Below are 24,963 nucleotides of genomic sequence, written 5' to 3'. Positions count from 1 at the left end.
AGCCATGAACGAGATCGCCCAGCTTTCGACCCCTGCCGAGACGATGATGGCCAATGCCATCCGCGCGCTGACGATGGATGCGGTGGAGGCCGCGAAATCGGGCCATCCGGGGATGCCGATGGGCATGGCCGATGTTGCGGCGGTGCTGTTCAAGCGTTTCGTCAAGCTCGACCCCTCGGCGCCCGGTTGGGCGGATCGCGACCGCTTCGTACTGTCGGCGGGGCATGGCTCGATGCTGCTTTACGCGGTGCATCATCTGCTGGGCTATGCCGATATGCCCATGGGCCAGTTGCGCGCCTTCCGGCAGTTCGGCAGCCGCACGGCGGGGCATCCGGAATACGGGCACGCCGCCGGGATCGAGGTCACGACCGGGCCGCTGGGGCAGGGGATCGCGACCGCCACCGGCATGGCGCTGGCCGAGCGGATGCTGAACGCCCGCTTTGGCGACGAACTGGTGGACCATTTCACCTATGTCATCGCGGGCGATGGCTGCCTGATGGAGGGGATCAGCCATGAGGCGATCGACATGGCCGGGCATCTGGGTCTGGGCCGCCTGATCGTTCTGTGGGACGACAACGGTATCACCATTGACGGCGGGACCGAGCTTTCGACCTCGACCGACCAGCTTGCTCGGTTCGCCGCAAGCGGCTGGCATGTGCAGCGCGTCGATGGCCACGCCGCCGAGGAAATCGCTGCTGCGATCGAGGCCGCTCGCGCCGACGCGCGCCCCAGCCTGATCGCCTGCCGCACGGTAATCGGCTACGGCGCGCCGACCAAGCAGGGCAGCCACGACGTGCATGGCGCCCCCCTCGGCGCGCCCGAGATCGCGGCGGCGCGCGAGGCCCTTGGCTGGACGAGCGCCCCGTTCGAGATCCCCGAGGCGGTTTATGCGGAATGGCGCGCCGTAGCCGAACGGGGCCGTGAGGCCCATGCAGCTTGGGCCGCACGTCTGGCCAAGTCGCCCCTGCGCGACGAATTCACAGCCTTCCACGCCGCCCCGGACGCCCGCGCGCTTGATGCCGCCATCGGCGCCTACAAGCACAGCCTGATCCAGAGCGCGCCCAAAGTCGCCACCCGCAAATCCAGCGAGATGGCGCTGGAGGTGCTGAATGAGACCCTGCCCAATACCGTTGGCGGCTCGGCCGATCTGACCGGCTCGAACAATACCCGCAGCAAGGGGATGATCTCGGTCCGCCCCGGCGATTTCAGCGGGCGCTACATCCACTATGGCATCCGTGAACACGGCATGGCCGCCGCGATGAACGGGATCGCGCTGCACGGGGGGCTGCGCCCCTATGGCGGCACCTTCCTCGCGTTTGCCGACTATGCCCGCGGGGCAATCCGGCTTTCGGCGCTGATGGGCGTGCCGGTCACCTATGTGCTGACGCATGACAGCATCGGGCTTGGCGAAGACGGACCGACCCATCAGCCGGTCGAGCATCTGGCCTCGCTGCGGGCGATGCCGAACCTCAACGTGATCCGCCCCGCCGATGCGGTTGAGGCTGCCGAGGCCTGGCAGATCGCCGCCGCCGCCGAGGGCAGGCCGACCGCGCTGATCCTGTCACGCCAGAACCTGCCGATGATCCGGGGCCGCCATATCGACGAGAACCTGACCGCGCGCGGCGCCTATCTGCTGCGTGACCCGGTCGAGGGGCGCGACGTCACCCTGATCGCCACGGGTTCGGAGGTGCAGATCGCTGTTGCTGCCGCCCGCCTGCTCGAAGCGCGTGGCCTCCGTGCCGCCGTCGTCTCGGCCCCGTGTTTCGAGCTTTTCGCCGAGCAAGGCCCCGCCTATCGGCTGCGGGTGCGCGGCTCGGCCCCGCGTGTGGGTATCGAGGCTGCGATCCGCCAGGGCTGGGATCTGTTCCTCGAACGCAATGACGCCTTTGTCGGCATGACGGGCTTTGGTGCCTCGGCCCCGGCGGCCCGGCTTTACGAACATTTCGGCATCACGCCCGACGCCGTCGCCGAGGCGGCTGAACGGGCCATCGCAAACAACCGCAAGCAAGAGGAACTGGCATGACCGTTACAGTTGCCATCAACGGCTTTGGCCGCATCGGGCGCAACGTTCTGCGCGCGATCTCGGAGGCGGCGCGCGACGATATCGAGGTCGTCGCTATCAACGATCTGGGTCCGGTCGAGACTAACGCGCATCTGCTGCGCTTCGACAGTGTGCATGGCCGCTTTCCGGGTGAGATCACCGTCGAAGGCGACATGATGGATGTCGGCCGCGGCCCGATCAAGGTCACCGCCCTGCGCGACCCGCGTGAGCTGCCCTGGCAGGGCGTCGACGTTGCACTGGAATGCACCGGCATCTTTACCGACCGAGCCAAGGCCGCGCTGCACCTTGAGAACGGATCGCGCCGGGTGCTGGTTTCCGCCCCCGCGAGCGGCGCCGACAAGACCATCGTCTTCGGGGTGAACCACCGCAGCCTGACGCATGAGGACCGGATCGTCTCGAACGCGTCCTGCACCACCAATTGCCTCTCGCCCGTGGCCAAGGCGCTGAACGATGCCATCGGCATCAACAAGGGCTTCATGACCACGATCCACAGCTACACGGGCGACCAGCCCACGCTGGACACGATGCACAAGGATCTTTACCGCGCCCGCGCCGCAGGTCTGTCGATGATCCCGACCTCGACCGGGGCCGCCAAGGCCGTGGGTCTTGTGCTGCCCGAGCTGAACGGCAAGCTTGACGGGGTGGCGATCCGGGTGCCGACGCCCAATGTCTCGGTCATCGATCTGCTGTTCGAGGCCTCCCGCGACACCACGATCGAAGAGGTGAACGCGGCCATCCGCGCCGCTGCCGACGGGCCGCTGAAGGGCGTGCTTGGCTATACCGAGGCGGCCAATGTCAGCATGGATTTCAACCATGACAGCCGCTCGTCCATCTTCCACATGGATCAGACCAAGGTCATGGATCGCCGCCTCGTGCGTATCCTGAGCTGGTATGACAACGAGTGGGGTTTCTCGAACCGCATGGCCGATACCGCCGTGGCGATGGGGAGGCTGAACTGATGGCGCTTCCCTCGATCCTCCGGGCTGATGTGCGCGGCAAGCGCGTGCTGGTGCGGGCCGACCTGAACGTGCCGGTCGAGAATGGGCGCGTCACCGACACCACGCGCATCGACCGTTTCGCCGCCGGGATGCGCCCGCTCTTGGCACGGGGCGCGCGGCTGGTCATCCTGACGCATTTCGGCCGCCCCAAGCGCAGCGAGATGAACCCGGCCTATTCGGTGGACAAGCTGCGCCCGGCGCTCAGCCGTGCGCTTGGGGTCGATGTGCGCTTTTCGGATGTCTGCGCGGACAACTCGGCGGTGATCCTGTCGAATGCCCTGCGCGATGGCGAGGCGCTGCTGTGCGAGAACCTGCGCTATAATGAGGGTGAGACGGATAACGAGCCCGCCTTTGCCGCCGAACTGGCCAAGCTCGGGGATATCTACGTCAACGATGCCTTTTCCTGCGCGCATCGCGCCCATGCCTCGACCGATGCGCTGGCGCGCCTGCTTCAGGCCTATGCCGGGCCGCTGCTGATCGAAGAGATCGACGCGCTGTCGGCGGCCCTTGAAGCGCCACAAAAGCCTGCCGTCGCCATCGTAGGGGGCGCCAAGGTGTCCTCGAAGATCGCCGTGCTCAAGAACCTCGTGCGCAAGCTTGATCACGTCATCATCGGCGGGGGCATGGCCAATACTTTTCTCTTCGCTTCTGGGGCGGCCATGGGCCGGTCGCTTCACGAGGCCGACCAGGTCGGGACCGTCAGGGAGATCGAAGCTCTCGCCCGGGCGCATGGCTGTTGCCTGCACCTGCCACGCGATGTGGTGGTCGCCCGCGAATTCAAGGCGCATGCCGCCCATGAGGTGGTGCCCGCCGATGCCTGCCCACAGGATGCGATGATCCTGGACGCTGGCCCCGAGGCCGTGGCCGAGTTCGCAGCCGTGCTGGAGGATTGCCGCACGATCCTGTGGAACGGCCCGCTTGGCGCCTTCGAGATGCAGCCCTTCGACGCGGCCACCGTCGCGCTGGCACAAAAGGCCGCCGAGCTGACCCGCGCGGGCCGTGCTGTCTCGGTTGCGGGCGGGGGCGATACCGTCGCCGCGCTGAACGCGGCCGGGGCGGCCCAGGATTTCACCTACGTCTCCACCGCCGGGGGCGCCTTCCTCGAATGGATCGAGGGCAGGGAGCTTCCCGGTATCGCGGCACTTCACGCCGCCGAATGTGCTGCCTGAGGGAGGACACGATGGCACTGATTACCTTGCGCCAGCTTCTGGATCACGCCGCCGAGCAGGGCTACGGCGTCCCGGCGTTCAACATCAACAACATGGAACAGGGGCTGGCGATCATGGCCGCTGCCGCCGCTTGCGACGCGCCCGTGATCCTGCAAGCCAGCCGCGGTGCGCGCTCTTACGCCGGCGACATCATGCTGCGCCACATGGTGCAGGCGCTGGCCGAGACCTATCCCGATATCCCTGTCGTCCTGCATCAGGACCACGGCAATAACGAGGCCACCTGCCTTTCGGCCATTCGCCACGGCTTTACCAGCGTGATGATGGATGGCTCGCTCGAAGAGGATATGAAGACCCCGGCGAGCTATGACTACAACGTCGCCATCACCCGCCGCGTGACGCAGGCCGCCCATGCGGTCGGCGCCTCGGTCGAGGGGGAACTGGGCGTTCTGGGCAGCCTTGAGACCGGCGAGGCGGCAGCCGAGGATGGCTCAGGCGCGGAAGGCAAGCTGAGCCACGATCAGCTGCTGACCGATCCCGATCAGGCCGTGGATTTCGTGATGGCCACGAAATGCGATGCGCTGGCGATTGCCTGCGGCACCTCGCACGGGGCCTACAAATTCTCGCGCAAGCCCGATGGCGAGATCCTGTCGATGAAGACCATCGCCGCGATCCACGAAAAGCTCCCTGACACGCATCTGGTCATGCATGGCTCCTCCTCGGTGCCGCAGGAGTTGCAGGACCTGATCAACGCCTATGGCGGAGAGATGCCCCAGACCTATGGCGTTCCGGTGGAAGAGATCGAGCGCGGGATTCGCATGGGCGTGCGCAAGGTCAATATCGACACCGACTGCCGTATGGCGATGACCGGCCAGTTCCGCAAGGTCGCCACCGAAAAGCCGCGCGAGTTCGACCCGCGCAAGTTCCTGATCCCGGCGATGAAGGAACTCGAAGCCCTCTGCCGCGACCGGTTCGAGCGCTTCGGCACAGCCGGGCAAGCCGGAAAGATCAAGCCGGTATCGCTGGACGAAATGGCCAAACGCTACGCCTCGGGCGCGCTCGATCCCCGGATCGCGGCCGCGCGCGCCGCCTGAAACACCAATGGGAGGAGAAACCAGATGAACGACATGTCCGAATCCAAGACCGTCACCGGAGCCAAGCGCTACTCGGCCGGCGTCATGAAATACGCCCAGATGGGCTATTGGGAGCCTGACTACACCCCCAAGGATACCGATGTGATCGCGCTCTTTCGCATCACGCCGCAAGACGGGGTGGACGCGGTCGAGGCCGCAGCCGCCGTCGCGGGCGAAAGCTCGACCGCGACCTGGACGGTGGTCTGGACAGACCGCCTGACGGCTTGCGAGAAATACCGCGCCAAGGCGTACCGCGTGGACCCGGTGCCGAATTCGCCCGGCGAGTTCTTTGCCTATATCGCCTATGACCTCGACCTGTTCGAGGGCGGCTCGATCGCGAACCTGACCGCCTCGATCATCGGCAACGTCTTCGGCTTCAAGCCACTCAAGGCGCTGCGCCTTGAGGACATGCGCCTGCCGGTGGCCTATGTGAAGACGTTCCAGGGCCCCGCGACCGGTATCGTGGTCGAACGCGAGCGCCTGAACTGCTATGGCCGCCCGCTTCTGGGCGCGACCGTGAAGCCCAAGCTGGGCCTTTCGGGGCGCAACTATGGCCGCGTAGTCTATGAGGCGCTCAAGGGCGGGCTCGACTTCACCAAGGATGACGAGAACATCAACTCGCAGCCCTTCATGCACTGGCGCGACCGGTTTCTCTACTGCATGGAGGCCGTCAACCGCGCCTCGGCCGCGACGGGCGAGGTGAAGGGCACCTACCTGAACGTCACCGCCGGCACGATGGAAGAGATGTATGCCCGCGCCGAATTCGCCAAGTCGCTTGGCTCGGTCATCATCATGATCGACCTGGTGATCGGTTACACGGCGATCCAGTCGATGGCCAAATGGGCGCGCGACAACGACATGATCCTGCACCTGCACCGCGCGGGGCACTCGACCTACACGCGCCAGCGCAGCCATGGCGTCAGCTTCCGCGTCATCGCCAAATGGATGCGCCTTGCGGGCGTCGATCACCTGCATGCGGGCACCGTCGTCGGCAAGCTCGAAGGCGACCCGGCCACCACCAAGGGCTACTACGACATCTTCCGCGAGGAATATAACCCGATGGCGCTGGAGAACGGGATCTTCTTCGATCAGGACTGGGCCTCGCTCAACAAGATGATGCCGGTTGCCTCGGGCGGGATCCACGCAGGGCAGATGCACCAGCTGCTGACTTATCTGGGCGAGGATGTCGTGCTGCAATTCGGTGGCGGCACCATCGGCCACCCGCATGGCATCGCGGCGGGCGCGACTGCCAACCGCGTCGCGCTGGAGGCGATGCTTTATGCCCGCAACTCAGGACGCGACATCTGGAACGAGGGTGAGGACATCCTGCGCGATGCCGCCAAGACCTGCACGCCGCTCAAGCAGGCCCTCGATACCTGGAAGAACGTCAGCTTCGACTATGCCTCGACCGACGCGCCGGACTTTGCGCCGACGCCCGGCGTGTCGATGTAACCGATTGGGAAAAGGAGAAAAGACATGCGTCTTACGCAAGGACAGTTCAGCTACCTGCCGGATTTGACGGATGAGGATATCCGCGTTCAGGCCCAATATGCCATCGACAAGGGGTGGGCGGTGTCAGTCGAGTTCACCGACGACCCGCACCCCCGCAATACCTACTGGGAGATGTGGGGCCACCCGATGTTCGACAACCCGGACGCCGCCGCCGTGGTCTACGAGGTCAACGAGTGCCGCAAGCTGCACGGCGGGAAATACATCCGCGTCATCGCCTTCGACGCCAGCCCCGGCTGGGAGTCGATCCGCATGAGCTTCATCGTCAACCGCCCGAAGACCGAGCCGGGCTTCCGCGTCGTGCGGCAAGAGGGCGAGGGCCGCGTGGTGCGCTACACGATCGAAAGCTACGCGGTGCGCGAACCCGAAGGCCAGCGTTACGCCTGACAGATACGCGGCCCGGGGGCTTCCCTTGGGCCGCCCATGCCACCCGAAGGGATCCGCCATGACCGAAGACGCCCCGACCCGCCCCGCGACCGTGGACCTTGCCGCCGCCTATGCGGAAAGCGGTGTGCGCGAGGTTCTGGAAGAGTTGGACCGAGAGATGATCGGCCTTGGTCCGGTCAAACAGCGCATCCGCGAGACGGCGGCGCTGTTGCTGGTGGACAAGGCCCGGCGCGAGTTGGGTCTGGCCAGCGAAACGCCGACCTTGCACATGAGCTTTACCGGCAACCCCGGCACCGGCAAGACGACCGTCGCGCTCAAGATGGCCGAACTGCTGCGCAAGCTTGGCTATGTGCGCAAGGGGCATCTGGTGACGGTGACGCGCGACGATCTGGTCGGGCAATACATCGGCCATACCGCGCCGAAGACCAAGGAAGTGCTCAAGAAAGCGATGGGCGGGGTGCTGTTCATCGATGAGGCCTATTACCTCTATCGCCCCGAGAATGAGCGCGACTACGGTCAGGAAGCCATCGAGATCCTGCTTCAGGTGATGGAGAACAATCGCGACGATCTGGTGGTGATCCTGGCGGGCTATGCCGACCGGATGGATCGCTTCTTTGAATCGAACCCCGGTTTCCGCTCTCGCATCGCGCATCACATCGAATTTCCCGACTATAGCGACCCCGAGTTGCTCAAGATCGCCGACATCATGCTTGGCCAGCAGAACTACACCTTCGACCCGGCTGCCCGCGCGGCGATGGAGGAATATATCGCGCTGCGTCGTGGCCAGCCGCATTTCGCCAATGCCCGCTCGATCCGCAATGCGCTTGACCGAGCGCGCTTGCGTCAGGCGAACCGTTTGTTCTCCGAGGCCAAGGGGCCGCTGACGGCCGCAGACCTGTCCACACTGACCGAGGCCGACCTGCGCACAAGCCGCGTGTTCCGCGGCGGGCTGGACGTTGACCGGGTACGCCGCGCACAGGCTGCGGAATGACGGAGGATGCGATGAGCTTCGATCGCTCGCTGAAGATCGCGCCCTCGATCCTGGCCGCCGATTTCGCCGATTTCGGGCGCGAGGTCCGCGCCGTCGAGGCCGAGGGGGCCGACTGGATCCATATCGACGTGATGGATGGCCATTTCGTGCCGAACCTCACCTTCGGCCCGCCCATGGTTAAGGCGTTGCGCCGCCATGTGCGCACGGTGATGGACGTGCATCTGATGATCGCCCCGGTCGATCCCTATATCGACGCCTATGCCGACGCAGGGGCCGATATCCTGACCGCGCATTTCGAGGCCGGGCCGCATATTCATCGCACGCTGCAAGCGATCCGCAGGGCGGGGATGCGGGCTGGGCTGGCGCTCAACCCCGGCACCTCGGTCGAGGTCGCGGCACCGCTTCTGGATCTGTGCGATCTGGTTTGCGTGATGACCGTGAACCCGGGTTTCGGCGGGCAAAGGTTTATCCATTCGCAGGTCAGCCAGATCGCACGACTGCGCGAGATGATCGGAGATCGCCCGATCCATGTTGAGGTCGATGGCGGGGTGGATGCCACGACCGCGCCGCTTGTCGCGGCAGCAGGCGCCGATGTTCTGGTGGCCGGATCGGCGGTCTTTCGGGGCGGTTCGGTCGATGACCCGTCGCCTTATGGCACGAATATCCGCGCGATCCGGGGCGGCTGAGGGGCCTCAGCCCTTGGGGCTGGCCGCCAGCAGCAGCGCAAGCGTGCGCGGATGCGAGAGCGCCGCATCGGCAAGGCTGGAGCGGTTCAGGCTCTTGTAGAAATCGCGCTTTGCCTCGCGCAGCGTTTTCGTCAGCCCGCACGAACCCTGCAACAGGCAGCCCGTGCAATCCACCATCTCTCCATCGCCCTCCATGAACTGAACCAGATCGCCGATCCGGATCTCGGCGGCGGGGCGGGATAGCTGAACTCCGCCAGCGCGCCCACGGGTGCTGACCAGAAACTCTCCTTCGACAAGGCGCAAGACGACCTTCAGCAGGCTGCTCTGCGGCAACTGATGCGCTTCGGCAATCTCCGAAACCGGGACAACCTTGTCTTGGTTCGCCACCAGGTAGAGGCAGAGTCGCAGGGCGTAGTCGGTAAACTTGGAAACATTCACGATAGTACTCGTCGTCTTATTGTTACATTTCGGATGGCACATTACTGTTGCTGTAGGTGTCGCCTGTAAAGTGCTAAAAACACGATATTTTTTCCGATTACCTTGGGTAAGCTGTACGGATTGGGGGGCTGGCATATCCTTTTGGATACGTTTTGGGGGCCGCTTCCGGACCTTCTCGGTCGATGGCTTGTCGTCAGGGCACTCAGAAACAATTCACCGTTGAGGAAGCTTTTCGATCCGAGAATCACGAACGGCGAGAATGATCGATTCATCCGCTGGTTGGGTGCCGCGCTGAGCGGTCACGAAGTGGCCGCATTTAGTTGGCTTGCGCAGCACTGATGATCAACGCGCACAGCCGCGTGTTCAGCGAAATGTTCGTAGCAAATTGAAAGATAAACATAAAATTTGAAACGATGTGGCTTTCGGAACGAGGTGCCGGTTGCGTCACGTGACCGTAAATTGCCTGACCAAAGCGCTTCGAAACGGCAATTTCCCTGATTTTTCCAAGTGTTCCTAGGGAGGGTGTCGTCACCTTTACGCCCGAAGATTGGCCAAATACTCCACGGTGACGCCCCAATTTGACCAGATTGTCGCTGTTAACAATACAGCAGTGGTTAGCCATGTGCGCCAGCCGATTTGACACAATCTCGAAGGTTACACGGATGAAATCTGGTTTCTTCTCAACTCTCCTTACGGTTGCTCTTCCGTTCGCATCTTCTGCGATGGCTGCCGATGTCGAAAAGCCGGATCTCGTCTTCGGCTTCATCAAGCTGACTGACATGGCTCCGCTCGCCGTCGCGCTGGAGAACGGCTATTTCGCCGACGAAGGGCTGAACGTCACGCTCAAGGCGATGCCGAACTGGACGGCGGTGTCCGAGGGCGTCGCGGATGGCTCGCTCGACGGGTCGCACATGCTCGCGGGTCAGCCGCTGGCGGGGCGCATCGGGATCGGCGTACAGGCGAATTTCGTCACGCCCCTGTCGATGGATCTGAACGGCAACGGCATTACCGTGTCGAACGACCTCTGGGCGCAGATCGCGGGTATCGTGCCGCGCGACGATTACGGCCGCCCCAAGCACCCGATCTCGGCCTCGGTCCTCAAGGATGTGGCCGCCAAGATGAAGGCCGAGGGCAAGCCCTTGCAGATGGGCATGGTTTACCCGGTCTCGACCCATAACTACGAACTGCGTTACTGGCTGGCCGCTGGCGGGCTGAACCCCGGCATGTACAAGGCCGAGGATCTCACCGGCATCACCGGCGGCACCGAAAACGCCGATGTGGAGCTGTCGGTGACCCCGCCGCCGAAAATGCCCGAGACGATGGCTTCGGGGGCGATCGCGGGCTACTGCGTGGGCGAACCCTGGAACCAGGAGGCGCTGTTCCGCGGCGTGGGCGTTCCGGTGATCTCGGATCACCAGATCTGGAAGAACAACCCCGAGAAAGTCTTCGGCATGACCGAGGAGTTCATCTCGGCCAACCCCAAGACCACGGTTGCCATCGTCAAGGCGATGATCCGCGCGGCGAAATGGCTTGATGATGGCGGCACTTTCAACCGCCCCGAGGCCGCCGACATGCTGGCGCGCCCCGAATATGTCGGAGCCGATGCCAACGTGATCATCAACTCGATGACCGGCACCTTCGAGTTTGAGCCCGGCGACAAGCGTATCATCCCGGAATTCAACACCTTCTTCGCGGATTATGCGACCTATCCCTACTATTCGGACGCTATCTGGTACCTGACCCAGATGCGCCGTTGGGGCCAGATCACCGAAGCCAAGTCGGCCGAGTGGTATCACGACATCGCCAAGGCGACCTATCGCCCCGACATCTACATGGAAGCCGCCAAGGCGCTGATCTCCGAGGGTCATCTGACCGAGGATGAAGTCCCGGCAGGCACCGACGGCTACCGCGCGCCCACGGCCGAGTTCATCGACGGGGTGGAATACGACGGTCACGATCCGCTCGGCTATCTCTCGCGGATGGCCATCGGCAACACGAACTGAGGGCAGGAACATGCGTCACTTCTTTAAAGGAATGTTTGCAGCCCTCGCGGTCACCGCCGCACTAAGCGGAACCGCGAAGGCCGAAGAGGAACTGCCGTCGATCGGCGTCATGGCAGGCGAATACGGCAGCTCGTTCGCGACACTGGGTGAAGAACTGGGCCAGGCACTGAACGGCTGGTCGGGCACCGAGGTCCGCACGATGCTTGGCAAAAGCTCGCGTCAGACGATCGACGATCTGCTCTATCTGCGCGGCGTGGACCTAGGCTTCGTCAACGCCGACCAGATGGCCAACCTTCAGTTCACCGAGCCGAACCACCCGGCGCTGACCCGTCTGGCCTACCTTGCCAAGGTGTTCGACAGCGAATTGCACCTGATCGTTCGTAAGGATGGTGGCGCGGACTCGCTGCAGGACATGAACGGCAAGCGCATCTCGGTCGGCACGACCACCAGCGATACCGCGCTGACCTCGCGCCTCGTGCTGCGGATGCTCGGCGTCAAGGTCAACGCCGTGTTCCTCTCGACCGAAGCGAGCATCGACGCGCTCAAGCGGGGCGAGATCGACGGGATGTTCTACGTCGGCCCGGCGCCCTCGCCGATCCTGACCCAGATCCTACAGGAAGACGCGCTGAAGCTGGCCAACGTGGGCTATTCGGACGCCTTCAAGGGCATCTACAACCCTGCCGAGATCTCGGCCGAGACCTATCCCGACCTCGTGGACGACAAGTTCGTCGAGACGATCTCGGTGCCGACGATCCTCGCGGTTTATAACAAGTTCCCGCCGTCGAGCGCGCGCTACCAGAACCTCACGCGGTTCACCGACGCCTTCCTGGCAACGGTTCCGCGCCTTGGTCAGCCGCCGCGTCACCCGAAATGGCGTGAGATCGACCTGACCGCGAAAGTCGATGGCTGGACCCAGTTCGAATACTTCCGCAACGCCGTCACGCGCCCGTCCAACTGATGCGTGGCATCCGACATTGATAAGGACTCAGACAATGAAACTTACTTTCTCCAAGTTTGTCCGGTCGGCCTGCGTGGGATTGATGATGGCCTCAAGCGGCGTCACTCCGGTCAACGCCCAGGGCGCGGCGGTGCGCGATGCGAATGCGGGGCGGCTCGGCCTCGTCTCGGAAAGCTCGGTCGGCACGGCGGTTCAGATCGGCGACCAGATCGCCCGCACGCTCGACGGCCGCTCGAAGCTGCGCGTGGTGCAATATCTCTCGACGGGTAGCCAGAAGAACCTGCGCGACCTGATGAACTTCCGCTTTGCCGACGTCGCGGTGATCAACTCGGACGTGCTTATTTCCGAACGCCTGCGTCATCCCGATGATGAGCGGCTGAAGAATGTGAAATTCATCGCCCGCGCCTTCACCAGCGAGCTGCATGTGCTGGTGCGCGAAGACAGCACCTTCGACACGGTCTACGACCTGTCGGGCCGCAACGTCGCGATCGGAGAGACCGGCTCGGGCACCTCGCTGACCTCGCGGCTGGTGATGCGCGCGCTCAAGGTCAGCCCGCGCGCCGTCGAACTGCCGATGACCGACAGTATCCAGGCGCTCAAGCGCGGCGAACTGGACGCGGTCTTCATGCTCTACGGCAAGCCCAACGGCTTTCTGCGCAGCCTCAAGCCCGAAGACGGCCTGCGTTTGCTGGAAGTGCCGCTGAGCGAGGAGCTTGGCGCGATCTACCGCCCGGCCGAGTTCACCGGCGATGACTACCCGGCGCTGGTGTCGGACAAGCTGACCCAGAGCCTGGCCGTCGACGTCGTCTTCGCCATCGAAGAGGGCCAGCGCATGGGCCTCGACGATCGCGAGAAGATCGGGAACTTCGTGCGCGAGATCAAGGCGAACGAGCAGGTTCTGCGCAGCGGTCCGGGACACCACCCGAAATGGGCCGAGTTCAGCTTTGACGTCGAAGTTCCGCATTGGGAACGCGCATCGCTGGTGGCCGAGGTGCTGGAAGGCGCCCCGAAAGCCGAAGCCGACGGCCCGAACATCTTTGATGTGATGAAGACGTTGAACGAAGAATGAGCGTTTGCCTCGAAGAGGGGGGAGACCAATGAACTACGCTGAAAGCCTTGAACCCGGTGACGATTTCCTGCCTGTCGGGACCACGCTTCTGAATGGCACCTATGCGATTACCGACCATCTTGGGTCGGGTGGTTTCGGGCTGACCTATCTTGCGGGCGACCAGATCGGCCGCAAGGTGGTGCTCAAGGAATGCTTCCCCGCCAGCGTGTGTCTGCGCCGCTCCAAGCAGGTGCGCCCGCAGACCCGCTCGCACGAGGATGATTTCGAAAAGCTGATCCAGAATTTCGTGGGCGAGGCGCGCCAGCTGGCCAAGCTCAAGCACGAAAACGTGGTGCCGGTGCTGCATTTCTTCGAAGAGAATGACACCGCCTATATGGCGCTGGAATATGTCGATGGCGTCGATCTGACGACCCATGTCGATGAGAAATCCGGCTACCTGACGCCGCGCCGGATCATGGATCTGGCCCGGCAATTGGTCGGCGCGCTGGATTATGTGCATCGCCATGGCGTGCTGCACCGGGACATCGCGCCCGACAATATCATCGTGTCGAAGGATGACACGCCGGTGCTGATCGACTTTGGCGCCGCGCGCAACGTGGATGCCGCGCTGGCACAGTCGATCTTCGCGGTGAAGGACGGCTTTTCTCCGCCCGAATTCTACCAGCCGGGCGAGAAGCATTCAGCCGCAAGTGATATCTATTCCTTCGGCGCAACGCTCTACACGCTTGTCACCGGGCACGTTCCGGTCGATGCGCAGCGCCGCGTGGTTGCGCAACAGAACGATCAGGCTGATCCGCTGGCCCCTCTGGTCGGCGCGGTGCGCGGTTTCCCCGAGGGGTTCCTGCGCGCCATCGACAAGGCCATGGCGCTTTCTCCCGAGGATCGGCCGCAGCGCGCCTCGGAGTTGCTGGAACTGATGCAGACCACCTATGACGCCGACGGCCAACCGGTCAGCCCGCGCAAGCCGCATCTGCATGTCGTCGGGCAAGAGGCGAATTCCGCCCCCGCGCGGCGAAATCCTGCAAGCGAGCCGCGCATTCCTGTGCCGACCCGTCCGGCGGTGCCCGCAGGTGCGCGCACGACCGAGCGGCCCGGACAGGCCTGCAAACCGGTAACGCGCCCGGCCTGTGCGCCCGCGCAAAAAGCGGCCTGCGCCCCGGGTCGACCGGTCACCAAGCCCGCGACGCGCCAGGTCGAGCGCACCGCAACCGCCGTGCATGACCCGGCGTCCGCCGAGGCCAGTGCCCGGGCCAAACGCGCGGGGGCCGAGGTGCTGCCGCCATTGGTCAGCGCCGGCCCTGATGACATCTCGGCTTTGCGTCCGAAAACGGGGGGCAAGTCGAACCTCGGGATGATCCTTGCTGCGGCAGCGATCGCGATCGGTGCGGCGGGTGGGTATTTTGCTTTTGCAAACAAGGGGGAGGAGGTCGCGGTGAGTGAACCTGCCGTGGTGGAACCCGCCGCGCAGGCGCCTGCTGCCGTGGCGCAGGCCCCGGCCCCCGCAGCGCAAGAACCCGCGCCCGAGCAGATCACGACACCCGCGCCCGCAGCCGCCCCTGCGGCGGAACCCGCATCCCCGGCGGCGCTCTTTACTCCGGCTAAACCCGCTGCGGCCGCGCCGGATGCGGGGCAGGGTGGCTGGCATATCGATATCGAACTCGCCCTGACGCAGGGTGCCGATGCAGCGGGCAAGCCCGCGGTCGTCTTTTCGGGCGGCGAGCATAGCCCCTATCCGGCTGGCACGATCCTGGCCGCCGTTGGTGGTGCGCCCGTGGGCGGAGACCCGGCTGGTGTCGCAGCGCTTGCGGCGAGCTATTTCGCGCTGAGCGACCCGGCCTCTGCCGGGCTTCCGATTGAGGTCACCAACCCGCTCTTTGGCACCACGACCGAAGCCGAATTACCCGTGCAGGTCACGCGCGAGGTGAGCATGGGGATCTTTGATGTGGTGCAGGAGCGCGACCGCGACGCATGGCGCGTGCGGGTCAGCGCGGCCTCGGAGGCCAGCGGCCTGATCGCGGGCGACATCCTGCTGTCCGAGCGCCAGTCCGGCCGCCGGATCGAGCGTGCCTCGGACCTGTCCGGTGTCCTCGAAGGCTTCAGCCGTCTGGGCCAGCCGTCCTACGAGCTGATCGTCCAGCGCAACGGCGCCACCAAGATCATCGGCGTTGGCCTGAGCACGCCGTAACGACGTTCCCGGCAGAGTTTCTCTCTTCTCTGCAGGCGCCAGGGGCCATCGGTTCCCTGGCGCCATTCACAATGGCGATGCGCGGGGACGGCTCACGTTCGAGCGGGGTGCTCGGTCACTCGGGCTGCCCGTCGATCAGGCGCTGGCGCAATGCGTTGCGGATGATCTTGCCTGTCGTCGTAACGGGCAGATCGGCCGTGAAGTAGATCGCGCGCGGGTATTCATAGGCGGCCAACCGGTCGCGGACATGGGCGGCGATTTCAGCCCGCAGCGCTTCGGTGGGGGCGAAGCCGGGACGCAGGGTGATGAAGGCCGCGACGATCTCGCCGCGCAGCGGATCGGGTTGACCAACGACGCCCGCCATGGCGATGGCCGGATGCGCAATCAGGCAGTCCTCGATTTCTGCCGGACCGACGCGATACCCGCCGGTTGAGATGATATCGTCGTCACGCCCCTTGAAGCGCAGCCGCCCGTCGGCGCAGCGCTCGCCCCGGTCGCCCGTCACGAGCCAGCGCCCCTTGGGTCCGGTTACGAATTTTGCTTCCGTGGCAGCGGGTTGGCGCCAATAGCCAAGGAACATCACCGGGTCGGGCGACAGGATGGCGATCGCGCCTTCCACACCGGGGGCAAGGCGCAGCCCGGTCTTCTCGTCGATAACGTCGACCTCATGGCCGGGGACGGGCCAGCCCATGACGCTCGCTGCCGAAGGGGCAAGGGCCGCACAGCTGGAAACCACCATGTTGCACTCGGTTTGCCCGTAGAACTCGTTGATCGTGACGCCGAGTGCCGCGCGGCCCCATTCAAGCAACTGGGCGCCTAGTGGCTCGCCCCCGCTTGCGACCGAGCGCATCCGGATGCCCCAGTTCAGGCTCTCCGGGTCGGCCTTCATCATCTTGAGCGCGGTCGGCGGCAGGAAGGCGTTGCGGATATCCAGCCGCCGGATCAGGTCCGCCGCCGCTCTGGCCGAGAACTTGCGAAAGCGGCAGGCGACCACCGGCACACCGTGATGCAGCGCGGGCAGAAGCACATCGAGGAGCCCGCCGATCCAGGCCCAGTCCGCAGGGGTCCAGATCCGATCGCCGGGCTGGGGCAGGAAGTCGTGGCTCATCTCGATCCCCGGCAGATGGCCGAGCAAGACACGGTGCGCATGGAGCGCGCCCTTGGGGTTGCCCGTCGTTCCCGAGGTATAGATCAGGATGGCTGGCGCTTCGGCCCCACTGTCCACCGGCGTGAATAGGGGCGAGGCGTTGGCGCAGGCGGCCGCGAAATCCTGTGTTCCCGCATTGGCACCATCGACGGTGAAGATCGTCTGCAATTCCGGCAGCGCGTCGTGGATGGCCCGGATCATCGGCAGACTTGCGCTGTCGGTCACCAGAACCCGCGCGCCGCTGTCGCGCAGCCGCAGCAAGAGCGCGTCGGGGCCAAAGAGCGTGAAGAGCGGAAGCGACACGCAGCCCGCCTTGAAGGCCGCGATATGCGCGATGGCGGTCTCGCGCTGTTGGGGCAGCAAGATCGCCACCCGGTCACCGGCCTCCTCCCCATTCGCGCCCAACCCGAGACCCCGCAGCACATTGGCAAAGCGGTTCGAGGCATCGCGCAACTCGGCGTAGCTGGTTTCGCGCATCGCGCCGTAGCCGTCATCCGCGACCTCGATCAACGCGACGCGGTCGGGTTCGGTCGCGGCCCAACGGTCGCAGACATCGACGCCGATATTGTAGCGCGCGGGAATATCCCACTGAAACGCGGCGCGTGTGGCGGCATAACTGCCCTTGGCCGACAGCATGATGATCTCCCCTGCGAGGCCCGGAAACCAGGCTCGCCTCCTCCGCTCACAGAAAAGCGCGCGTGGCCTTCGCTGTCCACCGGGCATGAAGGTGACGCAGGGTCGCATGGACAATCTGTCCAGCCGGAAAGCCGAGTTTGGGCAGTCGGTTCGCGCAATGTGCCGCTGGCGGAAAACCTGTCTTTATAGGTGGGTTAGACGCGTTTCCCTGTGTCTTGCGCGCGCCGACGCGCTACACTTTGCCCACGCGTTTTCGCGGTCGGAAAAAGACAGGGGGGACTGCACAATGGCCGAACAGGGTATTCGCACGACGCATGGGCGCGGGCGGCTTTACGACAGCATTCTGGATGCGGTCGGGGATACGCCCGTCATTCGCATCAACAACCTCGCGCCCGAAGGCGTACGCATGTATGTGAAGGCCGAGTTCTTCAACCCGGCCAGTTCGGTCAAGGATCGCCTTGCGCTGAACATCATCGAGGCGGCCGAGCGTTCGGGCGCGCTCAAGCCCGGCCAGACGGTGGTCGAGGCCACCAGCGGCAATACCGGGATCGGCCTAGCGATGGTCTGCGCGCAGAAGGGCTACCCGCTTGTGGTGACCATGGCCGACAGCTTCTCGATCGAGCGGCGCAAGCTGATGCGGATGCTGGGTGCCAAGGTGATCCTGACCCCGCGTGCCCAGAAGGGCACCGGCATGTATCGCAAGGCGGTTGAACTGGCCGAGCAGCATGGCTGGTTTCTGGCGCGGCAGTTCGAGACCGACGCCAATGCCGATATTCACGAAAGCACCACCGCGCGCGAGATCCTCGCCGATTTCGCGGGGGACCGGCTTGATTACTTCGTCACGGGCTATGGCACCGGCGGCACCGTGACGGGCCTTGCCCGCGTTCTGCGGCGCGAGCGGCCCGAAACCAAGATCGTGCTGTCCGAGCCTGCCAACGCGGCACTGGTGGCCAGCGATATCGCGCAGGAGCGCGGTTCGGATGGCTCGCCCGCGGTCAGCCATCCCGCGTTCGAGCCGCACCCGATTCAGGGCTGGACCCCGGATTTCATCCCGCTCGTGTTGCAAGAGGCGCTCGACAACGGCGGCTATGACGAGCTGATCCCGGTTGCCGGCGCCGAGGGCGTGGCCTGGGCCCGCAAGCTGGCGGCGCAGGAAGGTATTCTGACCGGGATTTCCGGCGGGTCGAGCTTTGCCGTCGCGATGCAGGTGGCCGAGCGCGCCGCGCCCGGCTCGGTCATCCTGGCGATGCTGCCCGACACCGGCGAGCGTTACATGACCACGCCACTGTTTGACGGGATCGTCGATGACATGGACGCGGAAGAGCAGTCGATCTCGCTCTCGACGCCCGGCTTCCAGATGGGCTGAACCGCTTAGGCGGAGAGGGTCTCGAGGCTGACCGAAACAGTCCCGAGACCCGAAATCTCGCCCCTGACCTCGATATTGCCGGGGACATAGGTGAGCGGGTGGATCGTGCCGGTGATGACGATCTGGCCGGGTTGCAGCCCGCCGCAGTGATCGCCGATCGCGCGGTGCAGCGCGTGCAGGGTGCCAAGGGCCGAGCCGCCGGGCACCTCGGTCGTGCCGTCCAGCAAAACCTGCGCGCCTGCCTGCATCCGGCCCGTCAGGTGGGTGAAATCGCCACCATCCCAATCGGCCAGCGGGGCGCCTAGAATCAGCCCGGAATTGATCTGGAAATCCGCGAGTTTCACCAGCGGGTCGGCCGCCGCCGGGCCGCTGATGCGCGTATCGACCAACTCGATCACCGGCAGGGGGACGATGCAGGACGTCACCGCGCGCAGGTAGTCGGGCTGCGCGGGATCGGGCAGGGGGGCGATGATCTTCCAGCCGACCTCAAGCTCGACCCCGATACGGTCCGCGACCGGGTAGCGGCTGCCAGAGGGCTGACAGCGCGCGGCCATGATCGGCGCCATGATCGGCGGCGCGTCGGGTTTCAGCCCCACCTTGAAGCCGCCCGCCGGGCCAAGCGCTGCCAGCATATGCGACTGCACCACATAGGCCTGTGCCGCCGAGGTCGGCAGCGCCCCCTGCGGTGCGATCCGGGTTCCCGCGCGATAGGCGGCCAGAAGCTCTTCGGCGAAGGTGGTCATCTCGGTCATGGGCGGTCCTGTCATGTCGCGGTCGGGCAATATGACCCGAGCGCCCGCGCGGGTGCAAGCTGGACGGGCTGCTTCAGGACTGCCGCAGGCCGTGCTGATTGTCGCAATACCAGCGGTAGGTTTGCGCTAGGCCATCGGGCAGGGCGATGCGGGCGCGCCAGCCCATCCCGGCGAGGCGGCTGACATCCAGCAGCTTGCGCGGCGCGCCATCGGTGCGCGTGGGATCGAACACGATCCGGCCCGCGAAACTGCTGACCCCCGCGATCATCCGCGCCAGATCCGCGATGCTGATCTCGGACCCTGTGCCAACATTGATATGGCTGCACATGGGTTGTGTCTGCGCGCGCCAGACCTCGGCCGGCACGGCCATCGCGAACAGGGCGGCCTCGGCCAGATCGTCTACATGCAGGAACTCACGCAGGGGGGTGCCGCTGCCCCAGATTGTGACCTCATCCTCGCCGCGCAGCACGGCCTCATGGAAGCGGCGCAGCAGGGCGGGCAGGACATGGCTGTTCTCGGGGTGGAAGTTGTCGCCCGGGCCATAAAGATTGGTGGGCATCAGCGCGCGAAAGTCGGTGCCGTGCTGGCGATTGTAGCTTTCGCAGAGCTTGATCCCGGCGATTTTCGCGATGGCGTAGGGCTCGTTCGTGGGTTCGAGCGCGCCGCTCAGCAGTGCCTCCTCGGGCATGGGCTGCGCAGCCGCGCGCGGATAGATGCAGGATGATCCGAGGAACAAAAGCCGCCTCACCCCCGCCGCATGGGCCTGATGGATGACATTCGCTTCGATCATCAGGTTCTCATAGAGGAACTCGGCCGGGCGCGTGGCGTTGGCATGAATGCCGCCGACCCGTGCGGCGGCCAGGATGACCTGATCGGGGCGTTCGGACTGCATGAAGCGGCGCACTGCGGCCTGATCTGTCAGGTTGAGCGCGGCGCGTTCGCGGGTGATGACATCGGCCCCGTCGGCCGACAGTCGCCGCAATATCGCGCTGCCCACCATGCCCCGATGACCCGCAAGGAAAATCCGCATTCCGGCCTCAGCTTGCAATCGAGACCGGCAGCCCAAGGCCGTTCTCCATCAGCAGGCGCTGGCGCCGTGCCGCGCGCAGATCCTCGGCCACCATTTCGGCGCAGATCTGCCGGGCCGAGACCTCGGGCTGCCACTCAAGCTTTTCGCGGGCTTTCGAGGCATCGCCGAGCAGCGTCTCGACCTCGGCGGGGCGGAAGTAACGCGGGTCGATGCGCATCACCACATGGCCGGGCCGCAGCGCCGGGGCCATGTTGCTTGTCACGCGCTCGACAACCGCGACCTCGTCCACGCCATCGCCCTCAAAGCGCAGCGCCACGCCCAGTTCGGCGGCCGACCAGCGGATGAAGTCGCGCACGGAGTGCTGCTGCCCGGTCGCGATCACGAAATCCTCGGGCGCATCCTGTTGCAGCATCAGCCACTGCGCCCGCACATAGTCGCGTGCGTGGCCCCAATCACGCCGGGCGTCGATATTTCCCATGAAGAGGCAATCCTCGATCCCCTGCGCGATATTCGTCAGCCCACGCGTGATCTTGCGGGTCACGAAAGTCTCGCCCCGGCGCGGGGATTCGTGATTGAAGAGGATGCCGTTGCAGGCAAAGAGGCCATAGGCCTCGCGGTAGTTCACCGTGATCCAATAGGCATAAAGCTTGGCCACCGCATAGGGCGAGCGAGGGTGGAAGGGCGTCGACTCACTCTGCGGGCTGTGCTGGACCTGCCCGTATAGCTCGGAGGTCGAGGCCTGATAGAAGCGCGTCTTGCGCTCCAGCCCCAGAAATCGGATCGCCTCAAGCAGTCGCAGAGTGCCCATGGCATCGACATCTGCGGTGTATTCGGGCGCCTCGAAGCTGACCGCTACATGACTTTGCGCGCCAAGGTTATAGACCTCGTCGGGCTCCACCGCCGCCAGGATGCGGGTCAGGTTGGAACTGTCGGTCAGATCGCCGTAATGCAGGTGCAGGCGGCGCGCGTCCTCATGCGGGTCCTGGTAGATATGGTCGATGCGCTGCGTGTTGAATGACGAGGCGCGGCGCTTGAGGCCGTGCACCTCGTAGCCCTTGGCCAGCAGGAATTCGGCCAGATAGGAGCCGTCCTGTCCGGTGATGCCGGTGATCAGGGCTTTCTTCGCCATCACATCCCTCGGTTGCGTTAATGCAACCTTTACGTGTTTGACGAATTTGGGCAAGGCCCTTGGAGTGAAAACGGCGGGGCCGGGGCCCCGCCGCTTCGTCCCTTAGGGGATCAGCTTGGCGATGATCAGATCGGCCGCCTCTTCGGGCGTCATCTGCGTGGTATCGATGCGGATCTCGGGGCTGTCCGGCGCCTCGTAGGGCGAGTCGATTCCGGTGAAGTTCTTCAGCGCGCCCGAGCGGGCCTTGGCGTAAAGCCCCTTCACGTCGCGCCCTTCGGCGACGGAAAGCGGGGTGTCGATGAAGACCTCGACGAATTCGCCCGGCTGCATCATCGCGCGCACCATGTCGCGCTCGGCCCGGAAGGGCGAGATGAAGGCGGTGATCACGATCAGGCCCGCGTCGGTCATCAACTTGGCCACCTCACCCACGCGGCGGATGTTCTCTACCCGGTCGGCGTCGGTAAAGCCCAGATCCTTGTTCAGCCCGTGGCGCACGTTATCGCCATCCAGCAGGAAGGTGTGGCGATTCATCCGCGCCAATTTCTTCTCGACGATGTTCGCGATCGTGGACTTGCCCGAGCCCGAAAGGCCGGTCATCCACAGTACGGCGGGCTTTTGGTTCTTCATCCCGGCATGGTGATCACGGCCAAGATCGGTTGCCTGCCAGTGGATGTTCTGCGCGCGGCGCAGCGCGAAGTGGATCATCCCGGCGGCGACCGTGTGGTTGGTCATCTTGTCGATCAGGATGAAGCCGCCCAGATCTCGGTTCTCGGCATAAGGCGCGAAGGGGATGGCGCGGTCGGTGGTGATATTCGCCACGCCGATCGCGTTCAAATCCAGCGTTTTCGCGGCCAGATGCTCCATCGTGTTGACGTTGATCTGGAATTTCGGGTGCTGAACCGTCGCCGAGACGGTCTGCGTGCCGATCTTGAGCCAATAGGCGCGGCCCGGAACCATCTCGGTCTCGTCCATCCAGACCACGGTGGCCTCGAACTGGTCGGCGACCTCAAGCGGCTCCTTGGCGGCGACGATCACCTGCCCGCGCGAGCAGTCGATCTCATCCGCGAGCGTGATGGTGACGGATTCGCCCGCAACGGCCTCGTCACGGTCGCCGCCGAGGCTGACGATCCGCGCGACCGTAGAGGTCTTGCCCGAGGGCAGCACGCGCACCTCGTCCCCAGGGCGGACCGAGCCGCTGGCGATCAGCCCCGCAAAGCCGCGGAAGTCGAGATTGGGGCGGTTGACCCATTGCACCGGCATCCGGAAGGGGCGTGCCTGATCCGAGGTCGCGTCCAGCTCGACCGTTTCAAGATGCGGCAGCAGCGCGGGGCCGGCGTACCACGGCGTGTTCTCGCTGAGCGCGGTGATGTTGTCGCCCTTGAAGCCCGAGATCGGCATGGCCACGAAATCTTCGATCCCGATGCTGGTGGCAAAGGCGCGATAATCGGCGACGATGGCGTCAAAGGTCGCCTGATCGTAGCCCACGAGGTCCATCTTGTTGACCGCCAGCACGATGTTGCGGATGCCGAGCTGATGCACAAGGTAGCTGTGGCGGCGGGTCTGCGTCAGCACGCCCTTGCGCGCGTCGATCAGGATCACGGCCAGATCGGCGGTCGAGGCGCCAGTCACCATGTTGCGGGTGTATTGCTCATGGCCGGGGGTGTCGGCAACGATGAACTTGCGCTTTTCGGTCGCGAAGAAGCGGTAGGCCACGTCGATGGTGATGCCCTGTTCGCGCTCGGCCGCAAGGCCATCCACCAGCAGCGCAAAGTCGATCTCTTGCCCCTGCGTGCCCACGCGCTTGCTGTCGGCCTCAAGCGCCGCCAGCTGGTCCTCGAAGATCATCTTGCTGTCGTAAAGCAGCCGCCCGATCAGCGTCGATTTGCCGTCATCGACCGAGCCGCAGGTGATGAAGCGCAGCATGGTCTTGTGCTGATGCGCCTCAAGATAGGCGTCGATATCCTGGGCGATCAGCGCGTCGGTCTTGTAAACGGGGTCGGTCATGGTCGTGTCTTCTCGCAAGCGGCCGGGGCCGGATGGGGGGAGGGGCTCAGAAATAGCCTTCCTGTTTCTTCTTCTCCATCGACGCGGCCTGATCGTGGTCGATCGCGCGTCCCTGGCGCTCGGATGTGGTGGTCAGGAGCATCTCCTGAATGACCTCGGGCAGGGTCTGCGCTTCGCTTTCGACGGCGCCGGTCAGCGGGTAGCAGCCAAGGGTGCGGAAGCGGACCGAGCGCATCACGGGCTCTTCGCCCTCGCGCAGCGGGAAACGCGCATCATCGACCATCAGGATCAGCCCGTCGCGCACCACGGTCGGGCGCGGGGCCGAGAAGTAAAGCGGCACGATCTCGATCCCCTCAAGGTGGATGTATTGCCAGATGTCCAACTCGGTCCAGTTCGAGATCGGGAAGACGCGCACGCTTTCGCCCTTGGCCTTGCGCGCATTGTAAAGCCGCCAAAGCTCGGGGCGCTGGTTCTTGGGGTCCCACCGGTGATTGGCCGAGCGGAACGAGAACACGCGCTCTTTCGCGCGGCTTTTTTCCTCGTCGCGGCGGGCGCCACCGAAGGCCACGTCAAACCCGTAGTGATCGAGCGCCTGCTTCAACCCTTCGGTCTTCCACATGTCGGTGTGCAGCGAGCCGTGGTCGAACGGGTTGATGCCCTTCGCCTTCGCCTCGGGGTTCTGATAGACCAAAAGCTCCATCCCGGCCGCCTTCGCCGCGCGGTCGCGCAGCGCATACATGTCGCGGAACTTCCACGTCGTATCGACATGCAGGAGCGGGAAGGGCGGCGGGGCCGGGTAGAAGGCCTTTTTCGCCAGATGCAGCATCACCGCGCTGTCCTTGCCCACGCTATAGAGCATGACGGGGTTCTCGGCCTCGGCCACCACCTCGCGCAGGATGTGGATGCTCTCGGCTTCGAGGCGTTGCAGATGGGTGAGGTTCTTTGTCATGGCGGCGCTTTGCATCCCTCGGGTTCGTCTGGCGCTTTTCTATCAGCGGTCGCGGCGGAACGCACCTCTGTTTGGGGGGAGAGTTTTCAAGATTAGCCGTTAACGTCGGGATAATGGCCGCCTTTGCATCCGAAACTTCGGAAGGTCGTTCCTGCCCGATTTTTGTGCGCGTTTGACTCGGCGGTAAAGGGTGCACTCGGAAAAATTGTATCGACACATACGATTTCGTGAATTGAAAGGTTGCGCTGCAGCAAGCGCCTCAGCTATGTTCGCCTCGTATCAGTGCTTTGAATAGCCCCTAGATCTGTAGACGCCTTCTTCCCTAATTTTGAGGCAAGGAGGCCGAGATGGGCAAAGGCAATTTC

At 64.6% G+C, this 24,963-nt stretch carries 21 protein-coding genes; 13 read left to right on the top strand and 8 right to left on the bottom strand.

Annotation, left to right across the window (positions count from 1 at the left end; translation table 11 throughout):
* The first annotated feature begins 4 nt into the window (after positions 1 to 4).
* The 8 genes from tkt to rpe are packed head-to-tail and all read left to right on the top strand — an operon-like array spanning position 5 to position 8,932.
* The gene (gene tkt, locus KTQ37_RS09215) at positions 5 to 2,023 is read left to right on the top strand and encodes a transketolase (RefSeq protein WP_218630225.1); all 2,019 of its coding nucleotides are present in this window, start codon (positions 5 to 7) and stop codon (positions 2,021 to 2,023) included.
* Positions 2,020 to 3,021 (top strand): type I glyceraldehyde-3-phosphate dehydrogenase, encoded by a 1,002-nt coding sequence (gene gap, locus KTQ37_RS09210; protein ID WP_218630224.1) that lies wholly within the window; start codon positions 2,020 to 2,022, stop codon positions 3,019 to 3,021. Before tkt ends, gap begins: the two co-directional genes overlap by 4 nt.
* Positions 3,021 to 4,229, top strand: coding sequence for a phosphoglycerate kinase (locus KTQ37_RS09205; protein ID WP_218630223.1), 1,209 nt, complete (start codon positions 3,021 to 3,023; stop codon positions 4,227 to 4,229). The genes gap and KTQ37_RS09205 overlap by 1 nt, the downstream gene beginning before the upstream one ends.
* An 11-nt stretch (positions 4,230 to 4,240) precedes the next feature.
* A complete protein-coding gene (gene fba, locus KTQ37_RS09200) occupies positions 4,241 to 5,320 on the top strand; it encodes a class II fructose-bisphosphate aldolase (protein ID WP_218630222.1) in 1,080 nt (359 codons plus the stop codon).
* Between the two features lie 33 nt (positions 5,321 to 5,353).
* Positions 5,354 to 6,811 (top strand): form I ribulose bisphosphate carboxylase large subunit, encoded by a 1,458-nt coding sequence (locus KTQ37_RS09195; protein ID WP_413243720.1) that lies wholly within the window; start codon positions 5,354 to 5,356, stop codon positions 6,809 to 6,811.
* Positions 6,812 to 6,835: 24 nt separating this feature from the next.
* Positions 6,836 to 7,255: a ribulose bisphosphate carboxylase small subunit gene (locus KTQ37_RS09190; RefSeq protein ID WP_218630220.1), complete on the top strand. Its 420-nt coding sequence runs from the start codon at positions 6,836 to 6,838 to the stop codon at positions 7,253 to 7,255.
* A gap of 58 nt (positions 7,256 to 7,313) precedes the next feature.
* Positions 7,314 to 8,246 carry a CbbX protein gene (gene cbbX, locus KTQ37_RS09185; protein WP_218630219.1) on the top strand — a complete coding sequence of 311 codons (933 nt, stop codon included), beginning with the start codon at positions 7,314 to 7,316 and terminating at the stop codon, positions 8,244 to 8,246.
* A gap of 11 nt (positions 8,247 to 8,257) precedes the next feature.
* Positions 8,258 to 8,932 (top strand): ribulose-phosphate 3-epimerase, encoded by a 675-nt coding sequence (gene rpe, locus KTQ37_RS09180; protein ID WP_218630218.1) that lies wholly within the window; start codon positions 8,258 to 8,260, stop codon positions 8,930 to 8,932.
* A 6-nt stretch (positions 8,933 to 8,938) separates the two neighbouring features.
* On the opposite strand, the gene KTQ37_RS09175 is transcribed toward rpe, so the two are convergent.
* Entirely contained in the window at positions 8,939 to 9,370 is a 432-nt protein-coding gene (locus KTQ37_RS09175; protein WP_218630217.1) for an RrF2 family transcriptional regulator, read from the bottom strand.
* A 316-nt stretch (positions 9,371 to 9,686) separates the two neighbouring features.
* Positions 9,687 to 9,992 (bottom strand): hypothetical protein, encoded by a 306-nt coding sequence (locus tag KTQ37_RS09170; protein WP_218630216.1) that lies wholly within the window; start codon positions 9,990 to 9,992, stop codon positions 9,687 to 9,689.
* 40 nt (positions 9,993 to 10,032) lie between these two features.
* Here KTQ37_RS09170 and KTQ37_RS09165 point away from each other — a divergent pair, with 40 nt between their 5' ends.
* From KTQ37_RS09165 to KTQ37_RS09150, 4 genes are read left to right on the top strand one after another with little or no spacing between them, the layout of a single operon-like run.
* A complete protein-coding gene (locus KTQ37_RS09165; RefSeq protein ID WP_218630215.1) occupies positions 10,033 to 11,373 on the top strand; it encodes a CmpA/NrtA family ABC transporter substrate-binding protein in 1,341 nt (446 codons plus the stop codon).
* Positions 11,374 to 11,383: 10 nt separating this feature from the next.
* Positions 11,384 to 12,331 carry a TAXI family TRAP transporter solute-binding subunit gene (locus KTQ37_RS09160; RefSeq protein ID WP_268921070.1) on the top strand — a complete coding sequence of 316 codons (948 nt, stop codon included), beginning with the start codon at positions 11,384 to 11,386 and terminating at the stop codon, positions 12,329 to 12,331.
* A 34-nt stretch (positions 12,332 to 12,365) separates the two neighbouring features.
* Positions 12,366 to 13,400, top strand: a complete 1,035-nt coding sequence (locus KTQ37_RS09155) for a TAXI family TRAP transporter solute-binding subunit (protein WP_218630213.1) — start codon at positions 12,366 to 12,368, stop codon at positions 13,398 to 13,400.
* Between the two features lie 28 nt (positions 13,401 to 13,428).
* Positions 13,429 to 15,585 (top strand): serine/threonine protein kinase, encoded by a 2,157-nt coding sequence (locus tag KTQ37_RS09150; protein ID WP_218630212.1) that lies wholly within the window; start codon positions 13,429 to 13,431, stop codon positions 15,583 to 15,585.
* A gap of 115 nt (positions 15,586 to 15,700) precedes the next feature.
* On the opposite strand, the gene KTQ37_RS09145 is transcribed toward KTQ37_RS09150, so the two are convergent.
* On the bottom strand, positions 15,701 to 17,368 hold the full coding sequence (locus tag KTQ37_RS09145) for an AMP-binding protein (RefSeq protein ID WP_218630211.1): 1,668 nt from the start codon (positions 17,366 to 17,368) through the stop codon (positions 15,701 to 15,703).
* Positions 17,369 to 17,654: 286 nt separating this feature from the next.
* On the opposite strand from KTQ37_RS09145, the gene KTQ37_RS09140 reads away from it, so the two are divergent.
* The gene (locus KTQ37_RS09140; protein ID WP_218630210.1) at positions 17,655 to 18,734 is read left to right on the top strand and encodes a PLP-dependent cysteine synthase family protein; all 1,080 of its coding nucleotides are present in this window, start codon (positions 17,655 to 17,657) and stop codon (positions 18,732 to 18,734) included.
* A gap of 5 nt (positions 18,735 to 18,739) precedes the next feature.
* Here the strand turns inward: KTQ37_RS09140 and KTQ37_RS09135 are convergent, their stop codons facing one another.
* From KTQ37_RS09135 to cysD, 5 genes are all read right to left on the bottom strand, one after another.
* Positions 18,740 to 19,501, bottom strand: a complete 762-nt coding sequence (locus KTQ37_RS09135) for a hypothetical protein (protein WP_218630209.1) — start codon at positions 19,499 to 19,501, stop codon at positions 18,740 to 18,742.
* 58 nt (positions 19,502 to 19,559) lie between these two features.
* Positions 19,560 to 20,516 carry a GDP-L-fucose synthase family protein gene (locus KTQ37_RS09130; protein WP_218630208.1) on the bottom strand — a complete coding sequence of 319 codons (957 nt, stop codon included), beginning with the start codon at positions 20,514 to 20,516 and terminating at the stop codon, positions 19,560 to 19,562.
* Positions 20,517 to 20,523: 7 nt separating this feature from the next.
* Complete coding sequence (gene gmd, locus KTQ37_RS09125; protein ID WP_218630207.1) at positions 20,524 to 21,645, bottom strand: GDP-mannose 4,6-dehydratase; 1,122 nt, start codon at positions 21,643 to 21,645, stop codon at positions 20,524 to 20,526.
* A 102-nt stretch (positions 21,646 to 21,747) separates the two neighbouring features.
* The gene (cysN, locus tag KTQ37_RS09120; protein WP_218630206.1) at positions 21,748 to 23,649 is read right to left on the bottom strand and encodes a sulfate adenylyltransferase subunit CysN; all 1,902 of its coding nucleotides are present in this window, start codon (positions 23,647 to 23,649) and stop codon (positions 21,748 to 21,750) included.
* Between the two features lie 46 nt (positions 23,650 to 23,695).
* Positions 23,696 to 24,613: a sulfate adenylyltransferase subunit CysD gene (gene cysD, locus KTQ37_RS09115; protein ID WP_218630205.1), complete on the bottom strand. Its 918-nt coding sequence runs from the start codon at positions 24,611 to 24,613 to the stop codon at positions 23,696 to 23,698.
* Between the last annotated feature and the right edge of the window lie 350 nt (positions 24,614 to 24,963).

The organism is Sedimentimonas flavescens (assembly GCF_019264375.1).
GTDB classification, from domain to species: Bacteria; Pseudomonadota; Alphaproteobacteria; order Rhodobacterales; family Rhodobacteraceae; genus Rhodobacter; species Rhodobacter flavescens.
The sequence above is the reverse complement of the archived record's forward strand: the minus strand, read 5'-3'. Positions and strand labels throughout refer to the sequence as shown.